Raw genomic sequence first — 18,846 nt, forward strand, 5'->3', positions numbered from 1 at the left:
AATCGAGAAGGAGTTGAGGGAGAGCTGACCGCTACTCTCCCTCTATACCGGTGATGGGTTTGGTGGTGCCCCAATTCCTGCATCTGGGGCACTGCCAGTGCAGGTGTTCACCTGAGAAGCCGCAGCGCCGGCAGCGGTGGCGGGGGAGCGCCTTGATAAGCGGTTGGGTGTGCTGGCGCAGCAGGTCGAAACGGGGATCGCCTTCGCTTGCCTCGCTACGCTGGTACAGCCCCATCAGATAGTCCACCCCACCAAGGCTCGGCTCCTTCCTGAGCTGTTCGGTGATCAGCGCTATCGCCTCCTCATCACTCCCTCGCACCTTGCGCAGCGTCTGCGCCAACAGCAGCATTACGCTGGTGCAGGGATTCAGCTCCAGCAGCCGGTGCAGGTGCGCGATCAGTCCCTCGGCGTCGTCAAGAAGCTGATAGGTGCGTTCCAGCGGCTCAAGCAGCGTCGGGATAAAGTCGGCGTCCTGCTGGGGAATGCGATCCAGATGCTTGAGCGCCTGGCGGTACTGGCCGGTGTCGTGGCACAGCTCGGCCTGGATCAGGTTGGCACGGATGCAGCGTTCGTCGATGGAAAGCGCCTGCTTCAGGTGCTTTCTGGCGATGCCGTGGCTGTTGGATGCTCGCGCCTCTGCGGCCAGTTCGCAATGCCAGTGGGCGGCGGCCCGACGCAGGTCATCATGGCGTCGGGTCAGCTGGGGGACGGCCTCGTCGATCGCCTGCTGCCATTCACCCTCGCGCTCGAACAGGTCCACCAGCAGCCGCTTGGCATGGTGGCGTACTTCGGCGTGGGTTTCTTCCTTGACCAGCCCCTTCAGCAGCCGTTCGGCGCGATCGTGCAGACCCAGCTGCAGAAAGTCCCGGGACAGCTCGAGCTGCACCCAGGCTCCCTGGTGGCCGTCCAGGAAAGGACGTGCGAGCAGGTTCTGGTGAATCTTGACGGCGCGGTCGGCCTCACCGCGAGAGCGAAACAGGTTGCCCAGGGTGACGTGGGTCTCGATGGTATCGCTGTTGACCTCCAACGCAGAGATGAAGGTCTCGATGGCCCGGTCCTGCTGATCGTTGAGCAGGTAGTTCAGACCGACAAAGTAGTCGCGGTGCAGGCTTGGGGCGGGGCGTTCTTGCTGTCGACTCTCCCGCCGGCCGAGCGCCCAGCCAATGGCGAGGGCGACGACCAGCAGGCCCAGCAGCAGAAGATCGGGCATTCAGGGAAGTTCCTTCATCTCCTGCACGCGAAGACGATCGAGTTCCTTGCGCTGCTGCTGGTTGTGGCGTTGGGCGCGAGTCAGCAGGGCGCGCAGCCGAATGTAGACGCCGCTCATCGCCAGCATGCCAAGCAGCACGCCGACAGCCAAGGAGGCCAGCAGCCACACCGACAGGGAGGCCTCGGGCAATTCGAACCAGATGAGGTTCAGCGGCAGGGCCTGTTGGTTGTTGGTCGCGAACAGGATACCGATGACTAGTACCGCCAGCAGAATGATGGCCATGATCAGGCCTTTTAGCCAACGCATGTGTGACTTCCCATAGTGAGACAAAGAGAACGGAGAGAGCGGTTGCCAGCGAACTCAGTAGCCCAGCGCACGGCTGGCGTCGACTTGTTCGCGCAACTCCTTTCCGGGCTTGAAGTGTGGCACGAACTTGCCTTCCAGCTCCACCGCTTCACCTGTCTTGGGGTTGCGGCCGACCCGGGGCTCCCGATAGTGCAGAGAGAAACTGCCAAAACCCCGTATCTCGACCCGCCCACCATCGGCGAGGGTATCGGTGATGTCATCCAGAATGAGGCGCACCGCGGCCTCGACGTCCTTGATCGACAGCTCCGGCTGCCGCATGGAGATCTGCTCTATCAGTTCGGACTTTGTCATCGGTTGTCTCCGTGAGTCCCACCTGGGTGTTGAGCGCTGGCCAAGCCAGTGGCGAAGGCCGTATCCGTCACAGCCTCTTGTTTTTAGATAGCATACTTTTCAAGTCTTGAGAAAACAACGCACTACATTCGTGGCAATGATCTTGCGCCGGGTCACCTTCGGGATACGCCGGCGGCTGCCTGGCGGATCGTGCTGCGGTATACTGAGGCCACACATTCCATCCCTGACGAGGTTCCCCTTGGATCAACCGTCTTCCGTGGCCTCCCGCCTCGAGGCCGAGCGCAAGCGCCTGCACTGGCACTCCCGCCGTGGCATGTGGGAGCTGGACCTCTTGCTGCTGCCGTTTCTCGAGCACTGCTACGATGAACTCGACGAGGCCGACCAGGCCGCCTATCGCCAGCTGATCACCGAAGAGGACCAGGACCTGTTCATGTGGTTGATGCGTCGCGAGTGGCCGGAAGAGCCCAGCCGTCGCCGTATCGTGCAGATGATCGTGGACTATGCCGAGACCAGCGGTCACGGTCACAATCGGGGCCTCTGAGCAGCAGCATCTCTTCCAGGGGGCGCTGGTGGCGACCATCGCGCTGGTCGTCGCCGGCGCCACTCCCTCGCCGGTGGGGGCGCTACTCACCGCAGCTCTCTGCAGCAGACTGATTCACGCCCACCGCCATCCGCTTCAGGGTCAGCTAAGGTGCCTGGTCGAGAGTGAGCCAGCAGTGGCATCTGGGGCAACGCTGGTCGCCGTGGATGAAGAGCAGGCCCAAGATACGGGCCTTTCCGTATGGCAGCGTCGGCAGCGACGCCTTCTGCGCGCCCTGAGTCAGGCGCTTATGCGCTGGTGGGGCAAGCCCAGGGCCCCGGTGCCTGGGCGTTGGCAGTGGCGTCCGTTGGCGTCAGCGGCGGACGCATCCGAGCGGCTTTGCTCAGACGCTGACTGGCGCGAGATCGAGCTGACCTGTGAAAGCGTCGGCGCCAGGCTGATCTCCCTGCGTTGGCAGAGGCACACCCACTGGCTGTGGCCCGATTCGATGACACCCGAAGAGCACCGTGTGCTGAGACGTTACCTGCTTGGCATGCCTGTGGCGTTGGGTTCTCAGACGTCAAAACGGTAATGACAGCTGTTGCCTGGCTTCCTGTGGCACCAGGCGCACGCCGACGCCCAGCAGGCGCACCGGGCGGTGGGCGCGTTGCCAGGCCTGGTCGAGCAGTTGGCGGTAGCTGGCCAGATCCGGCTCCAGGCCCTTCGACTCCAGGGTGGTGGTGGTGAAGTCGTCAAAGCGCACCTTGACGAACACGCCGGCCAGGGGCGGGCGACCATTGCGGTCGATGCGCGCCTTCAACTTCTCGCAGAGGGTGACCAGCGCCTGCTGGGCCGCGGCCAGATCCGGCAGGTCCCGGCCGTAGGTGCTTTCGACGCTGATCGACTTGCGTTCGCGCTCCACCTTGACCGGGCGCTCGTCGATGCCGCGGGCGAGTTCATAGAGGCGTCGCCCGAATTTGCCGAACTCGTCCAGCAGCTTGTCAATGGGCTGTTCGCGCAGCTCCTCACAGGTGGTGATGCCCAGTGCGTCCAGACGGGCGCCGGTGGCGGGCCCCACGCCGTGCAGCTTGCGCACCGGCAGGGCCAGAACGAAGCTTTCCACCTGGTCGGGTGGGATCACCGTCAGCCCATCCGGCTTGTCCCAGTCGCTGGCGATCTTGGCCAGGAACTTGGACGGTGCCGCCCCCACCGACACCGTGATGCCGGTGCGCGCCAGACACTCCTCCTTCAGCCAGCGGGCCATCCAGGTGGCGCTGCCCTTGAATCCCTCGACATCGCTGACGTCCAGATAGGCCTCGTCCAGCGACAGCGGTTCGACCAGTGGCGTCAGCTCATGGAAGATCGCCTGAATCTGCCTCGACACCTCGCGGTACTTGTCGAAGTCCGGCGGAACCAGTGTCAGTTCCGGACACAGGCGCAGCGCGCGGGCGGTCGGCATCGCCGAATGAATGCCGAACTTGCGCGCCGGATAGTTGCAGGTGGTGATGACGCCGCGGCCCTCGCGCGCGCCACCCACCGCCAGCGGAATGTCCCGCAGGGCGGGATTGTCGCGCATCTCGACCGCGGCGTAGAAGCAGTCGCAGTCGGCATGCAGAATCTTGCGTACGGGTGCTGGCATGGGCGGGCAGGCGCTGGCACGACGTCGGTGAAAACGGCGACTAGCCCAGGGCCTGGCCGTTGCCGCCGCGAATGACGCCAACACCGACGCCCTCGATATCCAGGCTGTCGCGGCGCAGGTCCAGGGTGATGGGTGCGAAGTCGGGGTTCTCGGCCTCCAGGGTGACCTGATGGCCGTCACGCTGGAAGCGCTTGACCGTCACCTCATCCTCCAGGCGTGCTACCACAATCTGGCCGTTGCGGATGCGCTCGGTGCGATGCACCGCCAGCAGGTCACCCTCCAGGATGCCGACGTCCTTCATCGACAGCCCGCGCACGCGCAGCAGATAGTCTGCGCGGGGGGTGAAGTAGTCCGGCGGCAGCGGGCAGTAGCGGTCGATGTGCTCGGCGGCGAGGATCGGGCTGCCGGCGGCGACCTCGCCGATGATCGGCAGTCCCTGTGAGGGGCTGGCTTCCTGGGGCGACTCGTTGGCGGCGCCGGAGTCTGCCTCCTGGGCCGGCAGGCGGATGCCGCGAGAGGTGCCGCGAATCACGCGAATCGCGCCCTTGCGCTCGAGCGCCCGCAGGTGTTCTTCGGCAGCATTGGGGGAGCGAAAGCCCAGGGCGCGTGAAATCTCCGCGCGGGTGGGCGGGTACCCCAGCTCGTTCATGGTCTTGACGATAAAGTCATAGACGTTTTGCTGGCGAGGGGTCAGGGGACGTGTCATGCGGCCTCCCACGGGCGGCGATGGAACAGGGTGGCTTGGCGGCGGCTTGCTGCCGGCACTTGCCAATGCTGAGGGCGTCAATGCTCGCCCTTGGTGAAGTGTACAGTATGGATGTACATCCAGTAAAACCGTGAAAGGCCAGGAATAGTGTGCCAGGGCACTGGTGTAGTGGGCCGCCGCCTGATGCATTCGTTTGAAACAGGGTGGAGCCAGGGTTGATTGTGCGAGAAGGGCGGCTCCCTTACACTCAAGCCAGTATTCAAACAATTGTTTCCAACTGCCCTTGACAAGACTGGACGGAGCCCGCGAATGGCCCAGACCGATACCGTGACGCGCATCCTGGACACCGCCGAGGTGCTTTTCGCCGAACGCGGCTTCGCGGAAACGTCGCTGCGCAACATTACCGGCAAGGCCAAGGTCAACCTGGCCGCCGTCAACTACCACTTCGGCTCCAAGAAGGCGCTGATCCAGGCGGTGTTCTCCCGCTACCTGGATCCCTTCTCCGATCGCTTTCATGCCGCCATCGATGAGCTCGAGCGCGGCTACGGCGATCGCGTGATTCCGCTGGAGGTGCTGCTCGAGACCATGGCCCGCACCGTGCTCGAGGTACCGGCCGAACGGCACAGCCTCAAGGTGTTCATGCGCCTGCTGGGGCTGGCCTACAGTCAGGCCCAGGGGCATCTGCGTCGCTATATCCAGGACCAGTACGGCACCGTGTTCACCCGTTTCGTGGCGCTGGTGCGCAAGGCCACGCCGGAGCTGCCGGACTCCGAGCGCTTCTGGCGTCTGCACTTTGCGCTGGGCACCGTGATCTTTACCCTGTCTGGGCTCGATGCCCTGCGCGACATCGCCGAGAAGGACTACGACGAGCATGTCTCGGTACGCGACCTGGTGCGCCGCATGATGCCGGTGGTGGTGTCAGCGCTGAAGGCGCCACTGCCGGAGCCGGCGCCGACGATGCCACCGGCGACGCGCGAGCCAACTGCATAAGCTGAGAAGGGAGTCAGGGTCATGCATACCCCGCAATTGGCAGCGCTTCCCCCCACCGAAGGTGTGTGGGTGGAGGTCGACACCGCGCGTCAGCAGCTGACGCTATGGCGGGGTGAAGACCCTGCCTGGCAATGCCTGGTGTCCACCGGTGCTGCCGGTACTGGCCAGCAAGAGGGCAGCGGTCAGACCCCGCTGGGCTGGCACCAGATCCGTGCGGCCATCGGTGAGGGGCAGCCTGCGGGCTGCGTCTTTCGTGGCCGTCGTCCCACCGGTGAGGTCTACAGCGAGGCGCTAGGCCAGGCCCAGCCAGAGCGCGACTGGATCCTGACCAGAATCCTCTGGCTCAGTGGTCTGGAGCCGGGCTTCAATCGTGGCGGCGACGTCGATTCCCAGCGCCGCTATATCTATTTTCACGGCACCCCGCCGGACAAGCCCATGGGGGTGGCCGACTCCCATGGCTGTATTCGCCTGCGTGACGACGACCTGTTGCGGCTGTTCGACGAAGCGACGCCCGGCACGCCGGTGTGGCTGCATGACTGATCACGTCCACTGATCAAGCCAATGCAGACGTCAATAAAGGCGTCACTGAGCGAAGTCCTCGTCGGCTGAGGCTTCGTCAAGTCAGGGCTACTCGGGTCAGCATTCGTCATGCCTGGATCCATCAGTCCGGGGCTTGGTCAGATGACATTGCCCAACTGGAAGATCGGCAGATACATCGCCAGCACCAGGCCACCCACCACCACGCCCAGCACCACGATGATCAGCGGCTCCAGGAGGCTTGTCAGGGTGTCGACGCGTTCGTCCACCTCGCGCTCGAAGTGATCCGCCACCCGCGTCAGCATGCTGTCCAGCGCGCCGGCTTCCTCGCCGATGGCCACCATTTGCAGCGCCAGTGGCGGGAAGCGCCTCGTCGCCCGCATCGCCAGGTGGAGTCGCTGGCCACTGGCGACCTCGCTCTGCACTGCCGCCACCGCCTGGCAGTAGACGTCATTGCCGCAGGCGCCGGCAGCGGTTTTCAGCGCCTCCACCAAGGGCACGCCTGCGGCGAAGGCGGTGGCCAGGGTGCGACAGAAGCGTGCCACCGAGGCCTGTTCCAGGATCGTCCCTACCACCGGTAGCCTGAGCGCCAGGCCGTGAGCGGCGAAGCGCGCCCTGGCCGAGCGCTTGATCCACCATCTCGCCGCACCGGCCATCACGCCTGCACTTCCCAGCAGCACCAGCCACCATTGCTGGGCGAACTCCGAAAGCTCGATGGTCAGCCGAGTCAGCGGGGGCAGGCTTGCCCCGACGCCCTCGAACATCTGTTCGAACTGGGGCACCACCTTGATCAGCAGGATGGCGCTGACCGCGATGCCCACCGCTACCACGGTGGAGGGATACCACAGCGCCTTGCGAACCCGCGCCTTCAATCGCTCGCGCTTTTCCAGATGACCGGCTAGGCGCTCGAGCATGCGGTCCAGCGTACCCGACTGCTCACCTGCGGCGACCAGGTTGACGTACAGCGCATCGAAGGTATGCGGGTGGCGGGATAGTGCCTGGGCCAGGCTGGCCCCGGCGCTGACGTCCATGCCCAGTGCCTGAACGACTAGCCGCATGGCTGACTTTGAAAGACTTTCGCCCAGCACGTGAAAGGCCTGCAACAACGGCACGCCGGCGGTCAGCAGGGTCGCCAGCTGGCGCGAGAACAGGGTGAGGTCCCGTGGCGAGATCTGGCGCTCGAAGCGCGCAAGCGTGCCGCCCTGGCGCAGCTTGCGCGGGATCACACCAAGCTGATGCAACTGGCGTTGGGCCTCGGGACGGCCGGTTGCCAGCAGCACCCCGCTGCGCCGCTGGCCCTGGCGATCCTCGCCTTTCCAGTGCCAGCACCTCTGGCGCGGATGCTGGGGGGCGGAACGGCGTGCGCTGCGCAGGTGGTCGCGTGACCCGCTTGACCCGTTTGACACGGCTGAAAGGTGGCTGTGGCCAGCGTGGGAACCCGATCCGCCGGAGGCAGAAGAGGTTGGCTCCCCCGTCGTTGCATCAGGGGTGTAGCCACCTACCTGCCCGGGGGGCGTGGCCGGCGAGGACGACGACACGGAAGAAGAGGCAGGCGGAGCCGTAGAAGGCGAGCGATGACGAAAGGGCACGTGTCAGTGGACTCAAATGGTGGAGGGGAGGGCGGCGGTCTCATGCGGCGGTGATGCGGCAGACCTCGGCCAGACTGGTCACACCTTCGAGCACGCGGTTAAGGCCGCTGCGACGAAGATTCGGGTAGCCCTGGGCGCGGGCCAGGGCGTCGAAGTCATCGGCGCTGCCCCCTTCCAGGATCAGCCGGCGCATGCGTTGGTCCACCGGCACCACCTCAAATAGCCCGACCCGCCCCTTGTAGCCCTGGGTGCAGTGACGACAGCCCACGGCCTCGTACAGCTCGGCGATATCGGCCTCAGCCTGGGTCAGCCCCTGTTGCACCAGCACCTCTGCAGGCAGGGTGACCGGGGACCGACAATGACTGCACAGGCGTCTGGCCAGGCGTTGGGCAACGATCAAGCTGACCGCACTGGCGATATTGAAGGCTTCGATGCCCATGTTCGACAGTCGCGACAGGGTGTCGGCGGCGGAATTGGTGTGCAGCGTGGACAGCACCAGGTGGCCGGTCTGGGCGGCCTTGATCGCGATCTCGGCGGTTTCCCGGTCGCGCACCTCGCCGACCATCACCACGTCCGGGTCCTGGCGCAGAAAGGCACGTAGTGCATTGGCGAAGTCCAGGCCAATGCGCGGCGCCACATTGACCTGGTTGATCCCGGACAGCTTGATCTCCACCGGATCCTCGGCGGTGCAGATATTGCGCTCGACGGCGTTGAGCTGGTGGATGCCGGTGTACAGCGTCACCGTCTTGCCGCTGCCGGTGGGACCGGTGACCAGAATCATTCCCTGGGGACTTGCCAGGGCGGTCTCGAACAGCCGTCGCTGGTCCGGTGAAAAGCCGAGCTGCTCGATACCCAGGCGTGCCGACCTGGAGCCCAGCAGTCTGAGCACGATCTTCTCGCCGTAGACGGTAGGCAGCGAGTTGACCCTGAAGTCGATGTCCTCGCCATCGTCGAGCTGGACCTTGATGGTGCCATCCTGGGGCAGGCGGCGTTCCGAGATGTCCATCCGCGCCATCACCTTGAGGCGCGAGGCGATGCGCCCGCGAAGATTAAGCGGCGGCTGGGCCACCTCGTGGAGCAGGCCATCGATGCGAAAGCGCACCCGAAAGGACTCCTCGAAGGGTTCGAAGTGGATGTCAGAGGCACGCTTTCTTACCGCGTCACGCAGGATGGTGTTGACGAACTTTACCACTGGGGCGTCATCGGCCTGGTCGTTCAGGCTGGAGCTGAGCCCGGAACCCAGCCCGGCATGGAGCTCCTCGTCCAGGTCGGCATCCTGTTCAGTGTCGAAAGCCACGCCCTGGCCAGAAGTCAGATCCGACTGCCGTGACGGATGCATCTTTCCCGACCGCTCGTCGGCGCCCGCAGTGTTCACGCCTGAGGCACCAAGCGCGCCCAGAGCGACGGCGATGGCGCCGTCATCGGGGCGATCTACACCCAGGTAGGCGTCGAGCAGCACGCGGATCTGATCCAGCGGTGCCAGCGCCGGCTTCAAGCTCTTGCCGGTGACGAACTGCAGCTCACCCAGGCGGGCAAGAGTAGAAGGGTAGGGTACCGCCACGTGCAATTGATGATCATCGAGGCTAAGCGGCAGCACTGAATGCTCGCGCAACAGGGCTTCGGGGAAGTGAGAGAGCGCCGGCAGTTCGCTCGGCTCCAGCTCCTGTAGATCGACAAATGGCAGGTCGTATTCTTCTGCCGCTGCTCGGGTCGCCGGCCCTACGCTCACCAGTTCATGCTCCACCAGGTAGCGCAACAGCGTGCTGTGGCTGTCCTGGGCCTCCCGCTCGGCCCGCAGCGCCGCCGGAGGACTCAGTAACCCCTGTGACACCAGCCGTTGGGCCAATCCACTGTTTGGCCCCTGCGGCGAGCCGTTTCCGAACCCCTGGTCAAATGGCACAGCACCCTCCCTGGAAGTGGGTCCCATGATGGGCCCGATCACTCCCGTCGGCGACATCCTGAATCTAGCCGTCAGTCTACCCCGCGATAGAACGCCCATAGAGGCCGTAGAGGCGGTTTTGTTATCCGAACCCGAATCGGCGTCAAGGTTTGGGCGTATAGCCCTCAGAGGCGCTCGCAGCGCCAAGTAAGATGCTCCGAACCCGGTAGGGCGGGGTTGCGGGGGTTGACGGTTCTGGCTCAGCGCCATTTTCGCCATGCCGCACCACCGGTCAGGAAGTGCACCACCGTGAAACGGCAAAAAAGCCAACAGGGAGCATCAGACATGGAAGACAGTAAAAGCAGTACCAGTACCAGTCATTCAGCGCAGAGCGGAACCGTGATACCGGCAGGGCAGGGCGGCTTTACCCTGATAGAGCTTTTGGTGGTGGTGGCCATCATCGGGCTGCTATCAGCCATCGCCATACCGCAGTACACCAACTTTCAGAAGCGTGCCGCGGTGAATGCCTGCAAGGAAGAGCTGGCGGCGGCCAGGACGGCGTTGGCGGTTGATGGCACCTTTGATGAAGCCTCGCCCGACATGGCCAATGCGTATGCGTGGTCTGCATGTCTGGACTCCAGTATTGCCTATACCGCTCCAACCACGACGGAAGAAGGTTCGCTCCTGGGCTGGCCATCCCCGAGCCAATTCGCGGTAGCAGAGAATGCCGCCACCCTCGTCCTGCCCAAGGTCATTGATATCGATAGTCCTTGAGATCGGGCGGGGAAGCTCCAATCGCGTGCTCCCAGGCGCCAGGAAGCGGGCGTCGGGGCTTGTCACCCTGATTCAGGCAACAAGGAGCAGGTTCCATTGGAATATCCGTCCATAATCCACCACGGTGGCGCCGAAGGCGTCACCGGTAGCTGCCACCGGCTACAGATTTCTCCAGACCACGCCATCCTTATCGATTGCGGGCTATTTCAGGGAGAGGACCTCAAGGGCCAGTCCAGCTTCGAGCGACACCAGATCGAATTTCCGGTCGACGACGTCATCGCCCTGGTGGTGACCCACGTTCATATCGATCACATCGGTCGCCTGCCCTACCTGATGGCAGCAGGGTTCAAGGGCCCCATCATCTGTACCCCGCCGAGTGCGCGGCTGCTGCCGCTGGTGATCGAGGATGCCCTTAAAATCGGCTTTACTCGTGACCGCAGGCTAATCGAGCGGTTTCTTGATACCGTTCAAATGCATCTTGATCCAAGTCCCTATGGCACTTGGAAAAGCTTGCTGAACGATGAGCGTTACAAGGTCAAGGTGCGTCTACAGAACGCGGGGCATATACTCGGTTCAGCATACGTCGAAATTGATGTTGAGGACGAGCGCGCGAGTCTGGATAATCGCTACGTCTTCTCGGGGGACCTTGGGCCGCCCGACACTCCGCTATTGCCGGATCCCACACCTCTGGAGCGGGCAGACGTGCTGGTGCTCGAGAGCACCTACGGCGATAGAAGGCATGAAGGTCGCAGGACGCGGCGCGCACAGCTCAAGGAAATGATTTATCGTGCACAGCGCGAGGGCGGTAGCGTGGTCATTCCAGCCTTCAGCATCGGCCGAACCCAAGAGTTGCTCTGCGAAATCGAAACCCTTCTACACGAGCGACTGCACGAGCGACAAGAAGAAGAGAAATGCGAGCGCCCCCTGATCATTGTCGACTCCCCGCTGGCCGCCCGCTTCACCGAAGTATACCGAGACCTCAAGCCCTGGTGGGACAGCGAAGCCAAGGCGCGGCTTAATGAAGACCGCCACCCCCTCTGCTTCGATGGCCTCGTCACCGTAGACAGCCACGACGACCACCTCGCCATGGTCGAACACCTCGCCACCACCAACACCTGGGGCATCGTCATCGCCGCCAGCGGCATGGCCACCGGGGGCAGGGTGGTCAACTACCTCAAGCGATTGCTAGCAGACCCTCGTCACACCGTATTGTTTGTTGGATATCAAGCTGAGGGCACGCCTGGAAGGCAGATTCAGCGAGCGAAACGTGGAAGCGAAGTCGTTCTTGACGGGGCGAGGGTGCCGGTGAATGCCTACGTCAACAGTATTTCGGGTTTTTCAGCACATGCGGATCAATACGATTTGTTGCGGTTTGTGATTGATCTTGGTGGTAAAGTAAAAAAAGTTCGGCTTGTACACGGAGAGGAAGCCAGCCAAAGGGAGTTGGCGCGATATCTTCAGAGAAATGTTGAAAGAATAGAAGATGTAACGTTCATGTAGTTGTAGATGAATTCGTAAATAGTGGTGAAGAGTACATTTTGCATATCGTTTTTCTATCAATAAAAAATCGCAAATGCGTGTGTATTAGTTGGTTGATAGAAGCTTAATACGCTTTGTGTAGCGGTTTTTTCTATATTTTGTTGTCTAAGGTCTCATAGGGAGAGGTATGGAACCCTCCGCCTTACTTACATTGTTTACAATTTTATTTACCCTAGTGTTGCTGGCGGCAACGCGGATTTCCCCTGATGTGGTACTCATGGGAGCCTTGTCGGTCTTGGTGGTCTCCGGAGTGTTGGCTCCCGCTGATGCTTTGGCCGGATTCTCCAACCCGGGTGTGATGACCATTGCTACTCTTTATGTTGTTGCGGCAGGGTTGAAGGAGACCGGAGCTATTCAGTGGCTTGCCCACCGATTGTTAGGGCAGCCGAAGCGTCTGAAGCAGGCTCAGTTGCGCGTGCTCCTGCCAGCCTCCGGGTTGAGTGCCTTCATGAACAACACTACGGTTGTTGCAATGTTCATCCCGGCGATTCAGGAGTGGGCTGGGCGCCTGCGACTACCGCCCTCCAAGTTGCTGCTTCCACTGAGCTATGCGGCGATCATCGGGGGTACCTGTACCTTGATCGGTACAAGTACGAACTTGGTCATCGATGGACTTCTACAGTCAGAAATGGGAGTCGGCCTTGGCATGTTCTCTCTAGCATGGGTCGGGCTACCCCTTGTGCTGGTCGGTGGCACGTTTTTATATATTTTTTCCGATCGGCTGCTTCCTGATAGGCAAGGCGCCTTGGAGCAGTTGGAGATGGCTCGCGAGTATGCAGTCGAAGTAATTGTCGATGGTAAGGGGCCGCTGGTGGGGCGGAGTATCGCAGAGGCTGGCTTGAGGCATTTGAGTCACGGCTACCTGGCAGATATCGAGCGTCAAGGGCGTCTGCTCACTGCTGTGCCCCCTGATACTCAATTGTCCGCGGGCGATGTTCTGATATTCATCGGGGCACCCGAATGTGCAAGAGAGCTGCGGCGGATCCACGGCATGCGGCCCGCCGGGGGGGATGTGCATAAACTTGATATCGAGCACCATCGCCGTTGTCTCGTGGAAGCTGTGATCGGTCCTGACTTTGTGGGACTTGGGCAGACAGTACGAGAGTCCCGTTTTCGTTCACGCTATCAGGCGGTCATTCTTTCAATTTCGCGCCATGGCAAGCGTCTGCCGGGAAAGCTGGGGAATATCAGTCTTCAGGTCGGCGATACACTGCTGCTAGAGACCGCGCAGGATTTTGTCGATCAGTATCGCTACCGCAAGGATTTTTTGCTTGTCAGCGGCCTCAACGACTCGACCCCTCCTGATTTTCGTAAAGCTCCTTTGGCACTCGGTATACTTGCGGCCATGGTAGTGGTTAGCGCTTCTGGCTTGCTGTCGATCCTCGAGGCGGCTTTGTTGGCGGGAGGGGGCATGCTGATGACGCGATGCGTACCGGCGAGCAAGGCGCGTCGTTCAGTCGATCTTAGTGTGCTGGTCGTCATCTCTGCGTCCTTCGCCTTGGGCGCTGCCATGCGCGAGACTGGAGCAGCCAGCCAGATTGCCCAGTGGCTATTGCTGGCCGATGACTTATCTCCTTGGTTAGCTCTGGTGCTGGTCTATATTTTGACAGTGGCCTTCACCGAATTGATTACTAATAATGCCGCTGCTGTACTGATGTTCCCCATCGCGATCTCGGTGGCAGAGCAGTTAGGGGTCGATTTTAAGCCTTTCGTGATAGCGATAATGTTTGCTGCTTCGGCAAGTTTCATGACGCCGTTAGGCTACCAGACAAACCTGATGGTGCTGGGGCCTGGTGGGTATCGTTTTACCGATTATCTTCGTCTTGGGGCCCCGCTGAGTTTTGTTATTGGAGTGACTGCGCTTGGGTTGATACCGCTAGTGTGGCCCTTCTAACTGGAAAGTGTCCGCGGACCTATTTGTTACAGGTGCTTGTTTTGACAGATTTTGTAACGGTTGATTTTCGAGCCCGCTTACTAGAGGGTGTCCGCTCTGCTGGGCACGAAGTAATGGCCATCTATCAACGTGATTTTGGGGTTGAATTAAAGAATGATGCTAGTCCTCTGACGGAAGCAGATGTGGTATCGCATCACGCCTTGGTCGATCTTCTGCAGAGTATTACACCAGAAGTTCCGGTTCTGTCCGAGGAGTCTGCAGACATTTCTTTCGAGGCTCGGCAATCCTGGGGTCGCTATTGGCTCATTGATCCGCTTGACGGAACCAAAGAATTTGTCAAAAAGAATGGGGAGTTTACTCTCAACGTTGCATTGATCGAGGACGGTGTACCAGTATTTGGCATCGTTCATGCTCCAGCATTGGGTGCTGGGGCAGGAACTACTTGGTTTGGGCAGAACAACCTTGGCGCGTGGAAGCAGTTTGATGGTGGGCAGCCCACACCCATTGCCGTGCGCGAGTTGCCGGACGCAAATTATGAAGCCTGGAAAATAGTCGGTAGCCGGTCTCATGGTTCTGACGAATTCGAGGCCTTTTGTAGCGCACTGCCGGAACATGAGCGAGTATCTATGGGCAGTTCATTAAAACTCTGCTTAGTCGCAGAAGGTGCCGCCGACCTTTATCCACGTCTAGCGCCTACTTGTGAATGGGACACTGCTGCAGCTCAGGCTATTGTAACCGCTGCAGGGGGCAGCGTACTCAATGCGTATACCCTAGCCCCCCTTCGTTGCAATCAGCAAGAGAGTTTTCTGAATCCTTTTTTTGTGGTTTGTGGTCTGCAAGATGAGCGCTGGATAAGGGCTTTGAAAGAGAGTCTTAGTTAGGGCTTACCTCAACTAATAGACTTTGATTTTCAAGGTCCGTGCCGCACGCCGTTCTATATTTGTAAAAAAATCTGACAGTGTGAACTGCCGCGACAATATTTTTGAATATATTGGAAGGTCATAATGGAGATAACCCCCGAACGCCAGACTCACCTCAAGCAACTCGAGGCAGAGTCGATCCACATCATTCGTGAAGTAGCAGCAGAATTCCGAAACCCAGTGATGCTGTATTCCATCGGAAAGGATTCCTCGGTGATGCTGCATCTGGCCCGTAAGGCTTTCTATCCGGGAACACCTCCTTTTCCTTTGATGCACGTCAACACGACCTGGAAGTTTCGGGAGATGATCGAGTTTCGAGACCGTATGGCTAAAGACGCTGGTATGGAACTCATCGAGCACATAAATGAAGAAGGCCGGGCCGCAGGTATCAACCCCTTCGATCATGGTAGTTCGAAGTACACCGATATCATGAAGACCCAGTCGTTGAAGCAGGCGCTGGACAAGTATCGTTTCGATGCCGCCTTTGGTGGGGCGCGTCGTGACGAAGAAGCTAGCCGCGCCAAGGAAAGAGTGTTCTCTTTCCGCGACAAGTATCACCGCTGGGATCCTAAGAACCAGCGTCCCGAGCTGTGGAATACCTACAATGCCAAGGTGAACCAGGGGGAGTCTATCCGTGTCTTCCCGCTGTCCAACTGGACGGAACTGGATATCTGGCAATACATCTATCTCGAGTCGATTCCCATTGTACCGCTGTACTTCTCTGCTCCTCGTCCGGTTGTCAATCGTGATGGCATGGACATCATGGTCGACGATGACCGGATGCCACTTGAGGATGGCGAGGTTCCCCAAGAGAAATGGGTGCGCTTCCGCACCCTTGGCTGCTACCCGCTAACTGGTGCTGTGGAGTCCAAGGCCACAACGCTTCCAGAAATCATTCAGGAAATGCTGCTTACGAGGACCTCCGAGCGCAGTGGACGCGCCATCGACCACGACCAGGCTGGATCGATGGAAAAGAAAAAACGCGAAGGCTATTTCTAAAGGGAGCGGACTCATGGCACATCAATCAGAACTTATAGGCGACGACATCGAGCAGTACCTGAAAGAGCACGAGAATAAAGACCTGCTGCGTTTCATTACTTGCGGCAGTGTCGATGATGGCAAGTCGACTCTGATCGGACGACTGCTGCATGACTCCAAGATGATCTATGAAGATCAACTGGCTGCAATTACCCAGGCATCCAAGACCAGCGGCACCACCGGAGAGGACGTTGATCTGGCATTGCTGGTAGATGGTCTGCAGTCGGAACGTGAGCAAGGCATCACCATCGATGTTGCCTATCGTTTTTTCTCCACTGATAGGCGTAAGTTCATCATTGCAGATACTCCAGGGCACGAGCAGTACACCCGGAACATGGCGACCGGCGCCTCTACCGCTAGCCTGGCAGTAATCCTCATTGATGCACGTTACGGGGTTCAGACTCAGACACGTCGCCACAGCTTTATTGCTGATCTTTTGGGCATCCAGCACCTTGTGGTGGCGATCAACAAGATGGACCTTGTCGACTATTCGCAGTCACGCTATGACGAGATTGTTGTCGAGTACCAGAAGATTGCCGATAAGCTAAATGCGCCTGACATTCGCTTCGTACCCCTTTCCGCTCTGAAAGGCGATAATGTCGTCAATCGTAGTGAGCACATGGAGTGGTATGAAGGCCCCGCCTTGCTTGAGCTGCTGGAGACGGTCGAGGTCACACACGATCAGAATCTGCGTGACCTTCGACTGCCTGTTCAGTATGTCAACCGTCCCAATCTCGACTTCAGGGGATACTGCGGTACCTTGGCAGCGGGCGTAATGAGTCCGGGGCAGAAGGTGAGGGCGCTGCCCTCTGGTAAGGTCTCTACGGTCGAGCGACTGGTCACTTGGGACGGTGACCTTGAAGCGGCCTATCCTGGACAAGCGATTACCGTAACGTTGACAGATGAAATCGATATATCGCGCGGTGATTGGCTGGTGGCGGAGAATGACAAGGTACCGCTGGCTAGTGGCTTCGAGGCCGATATCGTCTGGATGCATGAGACAGCACTGGAGCCGGGTAAACTCTATGACATAAAGCTGGCGACACGAGATGCGGCAGGCAAGGTAACGGCTATTGATTATCAGGTCGACGTCAACACGCTCGAGCAGCGCCACGCCGACCACCTGGATCTGAATGCCATTGCACGCTGCCGGCTGGAGTTGACAGCACCGGTACCGGTGGACGACTACCGAACCAGCCCTGGCACTGGCAGCTTCATCGTTATCGATCGTTTGAGTAATATCACCGTTGGCGCCGGGATGATCCACCAGCCGCTCGATAGTGAACTACCTTACGAATTCCGTGATAACGACAGCAAGGCTAATGTGGTCTGGAATCGTACAAGCGTAACACAGGCGATGCGTGAGCAGCTCAATGGCCATGTGGGCAAGTGTATCTGGTTCACAGGTTATTCCGGGTCGGGCAAGTCGACACTGGCCAATGCTCTGGAAGTGGAACTCAATCGTCGAGGCTACCACACCATGCTCCTGGACGGTGACAATGTCCGCCATGGTCTGTGTAAAGACCTTGGCATGGGTGAGGAAGATCGGGCCGAGAATATTCGTCGCGTCGGTGAAGTGGCTCGTCTATTTGCGGAAGCTGGGATCATTGTCATCACTGCCTTCATTTCGCCTTTCCGGGTAGATCGTGATGGGGCACGCGCCTTGTTCAATGACGGCTGTTTTGTCGAGGCGCACGTCAACACGCCATTGGATGTCTGCGAACAGCGTGACCCGAAAGGCCTGTACCAGAAGGCACGCGAAGGCAAGATTCAGGATTTCACCGGTATCAACAGTCCCTATGAAGCGCCGGCCAAAGCGGAAGTTGTGCTCGATACCACAAGCCACAGCCAGCAGGAACTTGTGACTCAATTGGTAAAAGCCTGCCTGTGATAAGTGGACAACAGAGCGATGAGCTGTGAGCTGGCAGAAATAAAAGCGGTCTCAAACGGCAAGTGCAACACGTGAATGATTAGGTAGGCTATCGCTATGACTCGTTACTACCGACACCTTACCGCTGTAGAACTTACGCACCGTCATACTGGTGTGTGCAGTTCACTCGATACGCTCCATTGCTACGTACCTTTGGAGAGGTTAGGAAGGTTTTTCGGGAACTTGCACGTTGTGCGGCCCTCGTTCAAGTGGCATGTAACGCCAGTTCGGCGGTTTTCTGCGTTTCGCTGATACGCCCTACGACAAGCGAATTTGCGCCTTGGTACGCAAGTACTGTTGTTGGCAAGTAGCCATAACACCGAAGTGCATGAACCCAATTGACGGCCCATGAACAGTCTCGCACGAGGGCATCTAGAGTGCGCTCTATGTGGTACCACGAGGCTAGCTTCTAAAGGAGTTCATTGTTTGCTGTTGGCAGGGAAAAGAAAAGCGGCGTCGACGCCACCCTGGTGAGAATCGTCGCCGCCAAATTCCTGACTTGGCCAGTATTCGTCTCCGGCCACTTGAGTTTGAACCTCAGCTGATGCCTAGGACTTGGGGAGGCCATCTCATTATGGGGCGCCTCGTAGGCAAGTTGGTCGTGCGCACGACATGTTTCTTTATCCTAGTTAGGGTGAACAGCACGACCGCGACGGATGCGATGATTGGCCTTACTGAAAAGTTGAACCGTTTGTCTACGCTCACTTCGGCTGTCGATAGTCTACTGGCCAAGGGCGCGAGACGGTCAAGCATGCAGAAATAACCCCACGCACCGGGACAGCCATTTACTTCGCCGGTCCACACAGCCCGTGGCAACGTGGGTCGAACGAAAATACCAATGGTCTGCTTCGACAGTATCTGCCCAAGGGAACGGACCTATCGACCTACACCTAAGAGGAGCTCGATGAGATCGCAGACTCACTCAATACCAGGCCTAGAGAGACGATGAACGTCCAGAAGCCTCTTGAAGTATACAGAATACAGAGCGGGCATCTCCTACAATCCAATAACGTTGCGCGGCTGG

17 protein-coding genes are annotated in these 18,846 nt (G+C 59.7%); 10 read left to right on the forward strand and 7 right to left on the reverse strand.

The genetic code is table 11. The features are described from left to right. Positions 1 to 31: 31 nt before the first annotated feature. From lapB to NH448_RS06530, 3 genes are read right to left on the reverse strand one after another with little or no spacing between them, the layout of a single operon-like run. Positions 32 to 1,210 carry a lipopolysaccharide assembly protein LapB gene (gene lapB / locus NH448_RS06520; protein ID WP_124804424.1) on the reverse strand — a complete coding sequence of 393 codons (1,179 nt, stop codon included), beginning with the start codon at positions 1,208 to 1,210 and terminating at the stop codon, positions 32 to 34. Then, entirely contained in the window at positions 1,211 to 1,516 is a 306-nt protein-coding gene (locus NH448_RS06525; protein ID WP_045994572.1) for a LapA family protein, read from the reverse strand. It lies immediately after the preceding gene. A 54-nt stretch (positions 1,517 to 1,570) separates the two neighbouring features. Beyond that, positions 1,571 to 1,867: an integration host factor subunit beta gene (locus tag NH448_RS06530; RefSeq protein WP_045994571.1), complete on the reverse strand. Its 297-nt coding sequence runs from the start codon at positions 1,865 to 1,867 to the stop codon at positions 1,571 to 1,573. A 238-nt stretch (positions 1,868 to 2,105) separates the two neighbouring features. On the opposite strand from NH448_RS06530, the gene NH448_RS06535 reads away from it, so the two are divergent. Beyond that, the gene (locus tag NH448_RS06535) at positions 2,106 to 2,408 is read left to right on the forward strand and encodes a succinate dehydrogenase assembly factor 2 (protein WP_045994570.1); all 303 of its coding nucleotides are present in this window, start codon (positions 2,106 to 2,108) and stop codon (positions 2,406 to 2,408) included. A 559-nt stretch (positions 2,409 to 2,967) separates the two neighbouring features. Here NH448_RS06535 and dinB read toward each other — a convergent pair. Together dinB and lexA are read right to left on the reverse strand one after the other, a co-directional pair. After that, on the reverse strand, positions 2,968 to 4,026 hold the full coding sequence (dinB, locus tag NH448_RS06540) for a DNA polymerase IV (protein WP_108132778.1): 1,059 nt from the start codon (positions 4,024 to 4,026) through the stop codon (positions 2,968 to 2,970). A 40-nt stretch (positions 4,027 to 4,066) separates the two neighbouring features. Next, entirely contained in the window at positions 4,067 to 4,732 is a 666-nt protein-coding gene (lexA, locus tag NH448_RS06545) for a transcriptional repressor LexA (protein WP_108132779.1), read from the reverse strand. Positions 4,733 to 5,041: 309 nt separating this feature from the next. On the opposite strand from lexA, the gene NH448_RS06550 reads away from it, so the two are divergent. Both NH448_RS06550 and NH448_RS06555 read left to right on the forward strand, forming a co-directional pair. Continuing rightward, complete coding sequence (locus NH448_RS06550) at positions 5,042 to 5,722, forward strand: TetR/AcrR family transcriptional regulator (protein WP_045994566.1); 681 nt, start codon at positions 5,042 to 5,044, stop codon at positions 5,720 to 5,722. Positions 5,723 to 5,743: 21 nt separating this feature from the next. Further along, positions 5,744 to 6,262: a L,D-transpeptidase gene (locus NH448_RS06555; protein ID WP_253028581.1), complete on the forward strand. Its 519-nt coding sequence runs from the start codon at positions 5,744 to 5,746 to the stop codon at positions 6,260 to 6,262. A 137-nt stretch (positions 6,263 to 6,399) separates the two neighbouring features. On the opposite strand, the gene NH448_RS06560 is transcribed toward NH448_RS06555, so the two are convergent. After that, on the reverse strand, positions 6,400 to 7,665 hold the full coding sequence (locus NH448_RS06560; RefSeq protein WP_253028582.1) for a type II secretion system F family protein: 1,266 nt from the start codon (positions 7,663 to 7,665) through the stop codon (positions 6,400 to 6,402). Positions 7,666 to 7,888: 223 nt separating this feature from the next. Next, on the reverse strand, positions 7,889 to 9,694 hold the full coding sequence (gene pilB / locus NH448_RS06565; RefSeq protein WP_290442693.1) for a type IV-A pilus assembly ATPase PilB: 1,806 nt from the start codon (positions 9,692 to 9,694) through the stop codon (positions 7,889 to 7,891). 378 nt (positions 9,695 to 10,072) lie between these two features. Here pilB and NH448_RS23515 point away from each other — a divergent pair, with 378 nt between their 5' ends. The 7 genes from NH448_RS23515 (at position 10,073) to NH448_RS06600 (ending at position 18,716) form a co-directional block, all read left to right on the forward strand. Beyond that, positions 10,073 to 10,501, forward strand: a complete 429-nt coding sequence (locus NH448_RS23515; RefSeq protein ID WP_290442694.1) for a prepilin-type N-terminal cleavage/methylation domain-containing protein — start codon at positions 10,073 to 10,075, stop codon at positions 10,499 to 10,501. Positions 10,502 to 10,597: 96 nt separating this feature from the next. Then, complete coding sequence (locus NH448_RS06575; RefSeq protein ID WP_253028584.1) at positions 10,598 to 12,001, forward strand: MBL fold metallo-hydrolase; 1,404 nt, start codon at positions 10,598 to 10,600, stop codon at positions 11,999 to 12,001. A 166-nt stretch (positions 12,002 to 12,167) separates the two neighbouring features. Further along, positions 12,168 to 13,934 carry an SLC13 family permease gene (locus NH448_RS06580; RefSeq protein ID WP_253028585.1) on the forward strand — a complete coding sequence of 589 codons (1,767 nt, stop codon included), beginning with the start codon at positions 12,168 to 12,170 and terminating at the stop codon, positions 13,932 to 13,934. Positions 13,935 to 13,966: 32 nt separating this feature from the next. After that, positions 13,967 to 14,815: a 3'(2'),5'-bisphosphate nucleotidase CysQ gene (cysQ, locus tag NH448_RS06585; RefSeq protein ID WP_366077706.1), complete on the forward strand. Its 849-nt coding sequence runs from the start codon at positions 13,967 to 13,969 to the stop codon at positions 14,813 to 14,815. A 123-nt stretch (positions 14,816 to 14,938) separates the two neighbouring features. Continuing rightward, positions 14,939 to 15,853 (forward strand): sulfate adenylyltransferase subunit CysD, encoded by a 915-nt coding sequence (gene cysD / locus NH448_RS06590; RefSeq protein WP_253028587.1) that lies wholly within the window; start codon positions 14,939 to 14,941, stop codon positions 15,851 to 15,853. 13 nt (positions 15,854 to 15,866) lie between these two features. After that, positions 15,867 to 17,783 (forward strand): sulfate adenylyltransferase subunit CysN, encoded by a 1,917-nt coding sequence (gene cysN, locus NH448_RS06595; RefSeq protein WP_253028588.1) that lies wholly within the window; start codon positions 15,867 to 15,869, stop codon positions 17,781 to 17,783. Positions 17,784 to 18,605: 822 nt separating this feature from the next. After that, on the forward strand, positions 18,606 to 18,716 hold the full coding sequence (locus NH448_RS06600) for a hypothetical protein (protein WP_253028616.1): 111 nt from the start codon (positions 18,606 to 18,608) through the stop codon (positions 18,714 to 18,716). Positions 18,717 to 18,846: the final 130 nt, after the last annotated feature.

This window comes from Halomonas sp. OfavH-34-E (genome assembly GCF_024124525.1).
Taxonomy (GTDB): domain Bacteria; phylum Pseudomonadota; class Gammaproteobacteria; order Pseudomonadales; family Halomonadaceae; genus Halomonas; species Halomonas litopenaei.